We start from the raw sequence: 4,928 nt of genomic DNA, 5'->3' as shown, positions 1-4,928 counted from the left end.
GTTAAGCAGGACCGGTTTGCATTTGAAGTAGCCCAGCAAAGCAATCGCCACACAACGATATTTGCGTTGCCTTATTCTCGATATCTCCGCTAGTTCTTTGTCATTCAGCGTAAAGTAGAATCGCTGGTATGACTCATTGAAGGATGGGACGCCGTATAGATCCTCGACCTCGGCAGCAGTGAGGATTGATAGCCGCTTGTTTCTGCTCATTCTTTGACCTAAAGGTCGAAGAAGATACCGAATTTCTCAGCGCATTAGAAACTAATAGCCCCCTGCAGACCACGGATGGCGGGGCCTCCGGCGGTTTTTGCAATATTTGGAGGCAAAATCCCTAGGACCCCTGTGTCTGAAAAAAGCCCAAGCCCGGCGAAGCGTTCAACAAATAGACAGACAAGCCGACCCAAGAGTACTACGGGGCCGGCAACGCAGAACTGTTGGCTTCAGCGCCATGCTCGTGCAACATCCGGGCTAAGCGGATTCACGTCAGGCATCAGAAACGCCACTCCACCCCGACAGAGGCGGTCTGGGGTTTGTTGGGCCGGGCACCGTCGGGCTGGCGGGAGACGATGGACTGGTCATCGAACACGTTTTCCACCTTGAGATAGACCGCCGATTCGGGAGTCAACTCGTAGCGGCTGATCAGGTCGATCACAAACAGGTCCCTGGTCCGGCCGAAGCGATCATCGCCATTGTTGCAGCCCACGCTCACGCACATCTCGTCGATGTACTTGGCCACCACATAGTTGTTCCAGCCCATGGCGGTTTCCAAGCCCACCCGCAGACTGAAGGTGTTCTCCGGCACCGAGGCCAACTGGTCGCCATCCTCGAAGCCCTCGGTGGGATTGTCCTTGCTGATTTCCGCCTGGGTGTAGGTGTACATCAGGTCCAGGGGGACGCGCAGATTGCCGGCCTCCAGTTCGGTGCCCAGTTGGAATTCCAGGCCCTGGACGATAGCCTGGCCAGTGACAAAGGAGCCGGACTTGGCCCCATTGCTGCAGGGGCTGGCGTTGGAGCAATTCTCGGTGCTGTTCTCGAAGTCACTGTAAAAGCCGATGGCCTCGACAAACCAATCGCCCTGGTAGCGAAAGCCCACCTCCCAGTTGACGCTGACCTCGGGCTCCTGGTTCTCGGTGGCGCCGCCGCCCAGAGGGGAGAAGCCCCGATGCACTCCGGCCAGCAGTTGCCAGTTGTCAGCCAGTTGGTAGGTGAAGGAAGCACCGGGTAGCCACGCGTCACTGCTATTACTGCGCTGCCTGGGACTGTCCGATCGATCCGGCGAGGCATACTGCTTGCGACTGGAATCGACGTTCTCGTAGCGCAGCGCCAGGTTCACGTCTAATGTTTCGCTCACCTGCCAGTTATCGACCAGCCACAGGCTGGTGGCGTCCGCTTCCTCGAAACGATTATTGCCACCAGTTGGGGCCACGCTCTCCACGAAGGCCAGTTCACCATCGACCTGGTTGTAGATATCGACGGGTTGATAGCGATCCATCTCGTCCTCGTGCTGGCGTACGCCCGCGGCTACCTGGTGAGCGCCCAGATCGATGTCGAAGTTCAAATCGAGCCCCTGGGACACGTATTCGCGGTTATTGTGCTTGTATTCCAGACCCAAGGCATCCCTGGTGCCATCGAGAATCCCCTGGGCCACCGAATCGCCGGCATTGGCATCGTCAATGAAATTGTCGTCGTCGAGCTTGAGCCAGTCCCGGGCATACTTGTTGTAGTAGCCCAACAATGACATCTTGACGTTGTCTCCCAGCACCAGGCTGTAGGTCAGGTTGTAGCCCTGGTGGTCGTTATCCATCTGGTCGATGCTGGACAGGCCATAGCGACGGTCTGGGTCGCGATCAAAGTCCGTGTCGGTGAGACCGAGGTAGGTCTCGTTGGAAGTTTCCTCGGAGTGCTGGGCCTTAAACAACAGGCTCTGGCGCTCCCCCTCCCAGCCCAGCTTTAGTAGGTAGTCGCTGATTTCGTAACCACTGTCGCGACTGCTGCGATCGATATCCTTGTAGCCATCGCTGCGCCGCTGGGTGGTTTCCAACAAGAAGCCGAAGTCGCCGGCGCGACCGCCGTAGTTAGCCAGCAGGTCCGCCTCGCCGTTCTGGCCGTAGCGGAAGTTCAATCTACCACGGTTTGATTCGGGAATCTGCGTGGAAACCATATTGATCACCCCGCCGGTGGTCTGGGGGCCGTAGCGCAAGAGGGGCGCGCCCTTCAGAACCTCGACGGCATCCATGCGCGCCATCGTGGGGAAATAGTAGGCCGCGGGATTGGAGTACGGTGCCGGAGCGATCATCACCCCGTCTTCCATCAGGGTGACCTTGGAAGAACGTTCGGATGTTGCACCGCGGATTCCGATATTGGGGCGCAGACCATACCCGTCCTCTTCCATGATATAGATACCCGGAACAGTCTTCAGTAACTGGTTGATGTCATTCGCGGCCTCAATGCGGATCTGTTCGTTGTCCACCAGGGCGGCAGAACCCGGCAGGGTGCGCGCCGCCTCGCGGGTGCCGATGATGGTGATTTCCTCGAGGGCGGTTTCGGCAACCGCGGTGGATGCTACGACACCCGCCACGGCAAGCGATAGTATTTGCTGCTTCATAGTCTATATCCCTTCTAAACTCATCGTCGCTCTCGCGGGAACGCGGTTCGGTTATTAAAGTAAATGGATGGTAATGCAATGGATTCTCATTTGCAATGAGGGGCGAAAAACCGCTGGAGCCATTCATCATTCCGCGCTACGAGGGGTCAATGGCCCGTCTTTGCCTCAGTCGTGAGTAGATGGAGTTCTGACAATAGTCGGCGGTGTTCAACGCTGCCCAAAGAAAGTTGTTGGTCGCGTCCCCGGGCTTCATCTCCAATGGCTTTTCAGTCGTCGCTGATGAGGCTCTTCCGCCCAGACTGAGGGCGCCTCGTTCTTCGACTCAGTGCGTCTACGCCACGGGATAGCCGGCGGGCCCCGACCGATGCCCGTACATTCCGGAGCCCGCTGACGGGGCGTGGCGCAACGGTCTTACCACCAAAGGGTTATTTCCCCAAGTATCTCAAGTTGTTATGGTCTGGGTGCCAGGTATTCTTATGATAGTAATTAATTATGGCTAGCACACTCTCGTCCCAAGCATGTCACAGCACAGCCATACATAACAAAAGAGATCATATTGCATGAGTAGTTTTCCAGGAAAAGTGGCTCCCCCCATCACAATGGAACGCCGCCCATTAGCAAACATGCTATCCACAGTGTTGGTCTCCTGCGCGATCAGCAATCCGGCCGGGTCGCAGGCACTTGAGGAGGTGATCGTCACCGCCACCAAGCGATCAGAATCCGTACTCGATGTTCCGCTGGCCATCACCGCCCTGTCCGGCCAGTTTATCAGTGAAGTCAATTTGGACGACGTCAAGGACTTGGTGGCCTACACACCCGGTGTTAGCGGCAACAGCCAGAACAGTTACATTGATGACATCAGTGTGCGTGGTATTCGCACCCAGGACTTCGGCGTGGGCGGCGACCCTTCGGCCGCCTTCTTTAAGAACGATCTCTATGAAGGGCGCAATGGCGCCGCGGTCACCAGCCTCTACGATATGGGGTAGTGACCGCATAGCTGCGATAACTGCCAACTTTTAGGCCACCTTCAGTGGCAGCCTTTCATCCAGGTCCAGTTCGAATATCCCGTAGGGATTGATATGGGCGTAGATGAGCGGGGAGAGGGCCCGGAAATCTTCTTTTTTCATCCGCCCGAGCCAATCGGGCTCGTCCAAGACCTGCTGGATCATCAAGGTATTCACATAGACCATGCAGATTTGTAGTAAATGAAGCGACAGAACCGATAATTCCTGATCCTCCAGGCGGTTGGTAGCAACTTCGCCTCCCTTTCCGTAGAAGATAAAGGAATTGGCACTGTTCCAGTTCTCAACGACATTCAGCCCTTCATTGATTTCCTGGCGGAGTTCTTCTGAACCAATATATCGGCACAGGAAGAGCGTTTTCACCGCCTTTCCTAGTTCTGCCAGCGCCCTGTAAGTGGGGTGTTGGACATTATTACGCGTAAACCGGCGTAGTATGGACTCAGGGTCTGCCGCCCCCTTTTTCATTGCCGCCGCATACTTAATCATCTCATCGTATTGCTGAATGATCAGATCCCAGTTGATCGGGCGAGTAAGAACCGGTTCCAGGTTGGGGTAGTCACCAGCCATGTCATTGCCGGGACGATAGAGCTTCTGTTTTCCAATGGCCTTTAAGCGAGGTAACAGATCAAATCCCAGGAGATGAGAAAAGGCGAATGCAACCTCACTCTGTCCATGGCTATCGACATACTGTCGTTCGATTTCCATATCCGTGCAGTGACGTAGGACCCCTTCGATCATAGCAGCTACTTCCGACGATGAGCATCGTTTCAGCTGTGAGTAGATGCAGGTGGAATTCTTCTCCACATGCCAGTAAATCATCACGCCACGGCCGCCGTAACGGATGTGCCACTCAGTCATCAAATTTTGATCCCAGGCGCCAAATTTTTTGGAATCGGAAGCACATGACGTGGTGCCTTCTCCCCAAATGGCCGGATTTCTTGCGGCGAAAATTGCATTGGCGACCTGACCAATAGCATTTTGCAGCGCGGATTTATGGATATATTTTCGTCGTACGCTCAACAGCTCTTTGTAACTAATCCCGTGACGGGATCCACTAACTCGCTTCAGGCCGGCATTTGTCCCCATGCCGTACAAAGCAACGAGTAAGCGCCGCTGCAAACTGGATTCATCCAGGCTTTGTCGGTCCGCCACACTTTGAAACTGCTGGCTAAACCCGATGCGTAAGTCGGCTTCCTTAAGAACATCGCCTCGTCAGAAAAATTTGTGGGCGGCTTTCGGTACCGGTAGCGCCCCAAGCGCATGATATAAGGCGGTTTCAGCAGCATGATAGGTTCTGAATC

Annotated in this window: 3 protein-coding genes and 1 pseudogene; 1 reads left to right on the top strand and 3 read right to left on the bottom strand. The window is 55.3% G+C overall.

The window, feature by feature from the left end; genetic code table 11:
- Both G533_RS24310 and G533_RS0119040 read right to left on the bottom strand, forming a co-directional pair.
- A partial coding sequence (locus tag G533_RS24310; protein WP_027951279.1) for a DUF4158 domain-containing protein occupies nt 1-210 on the bottom strand: 210 nt, incomplete at its 3' end.
- 280 nt (nt 211-490) lie between these two features.
- Nucleotides 491-2,605, bottom strand: a complete 2,115-nt coding sequence (locus G533_RS0119040; RefSeq protein ID WP_027951278.1) for a TonB-dependent receptor family protein — start codon at nt 2,603-2,605, stop codon at nt 491-493.
- 560 nt (nt 2,606-3,165) lie between these two features.
- On the opposite strand from G533_RS0119040, the gene G533_RS0119035 reads away from it, so the two are divergent.
- Nucleotides 3,166-3,591 (top strand): TonB-dependent receptor plug domain-containing protein, encoded by a 426-nt coding sequence (locus tag G533_RS0119035; protein WP_240472469.1) that lies wholly within the window; start codon nt 3,166-3,168, stop codon nt 3,589-3,591.
- A 30-nt stretch (nt 3,592-3,621) separates the two neighbouring features.
- Here the strand turns inward: G533_RS0119035 and G533_RS0119030 are convergent.
- A pseudogene (locus G533_RS0119030) lies at nt 3,622-4,833 on the bottom strand (transposase); the annotation flags it as partial.
- Between the last annotated feature and the right edge of the window lie 95 nt (nt 4,834-4,928).

Origin of the sequence: Haliea salexigens DSM 19537 (assembly GCF_000423125.1) — a bacterium.
Taxonomy (GTDB): domain Bacteria; phylum Pseudomonadota; class Gammaproteobacteria; order Pseudomonadales; family Halieaceae; genus Haliea; species Haliea salexigens.
Note: the sequence above shows the minus strand (reverse complement) of the source record. Positions and strands in the feature narration are given on the sequence as shown.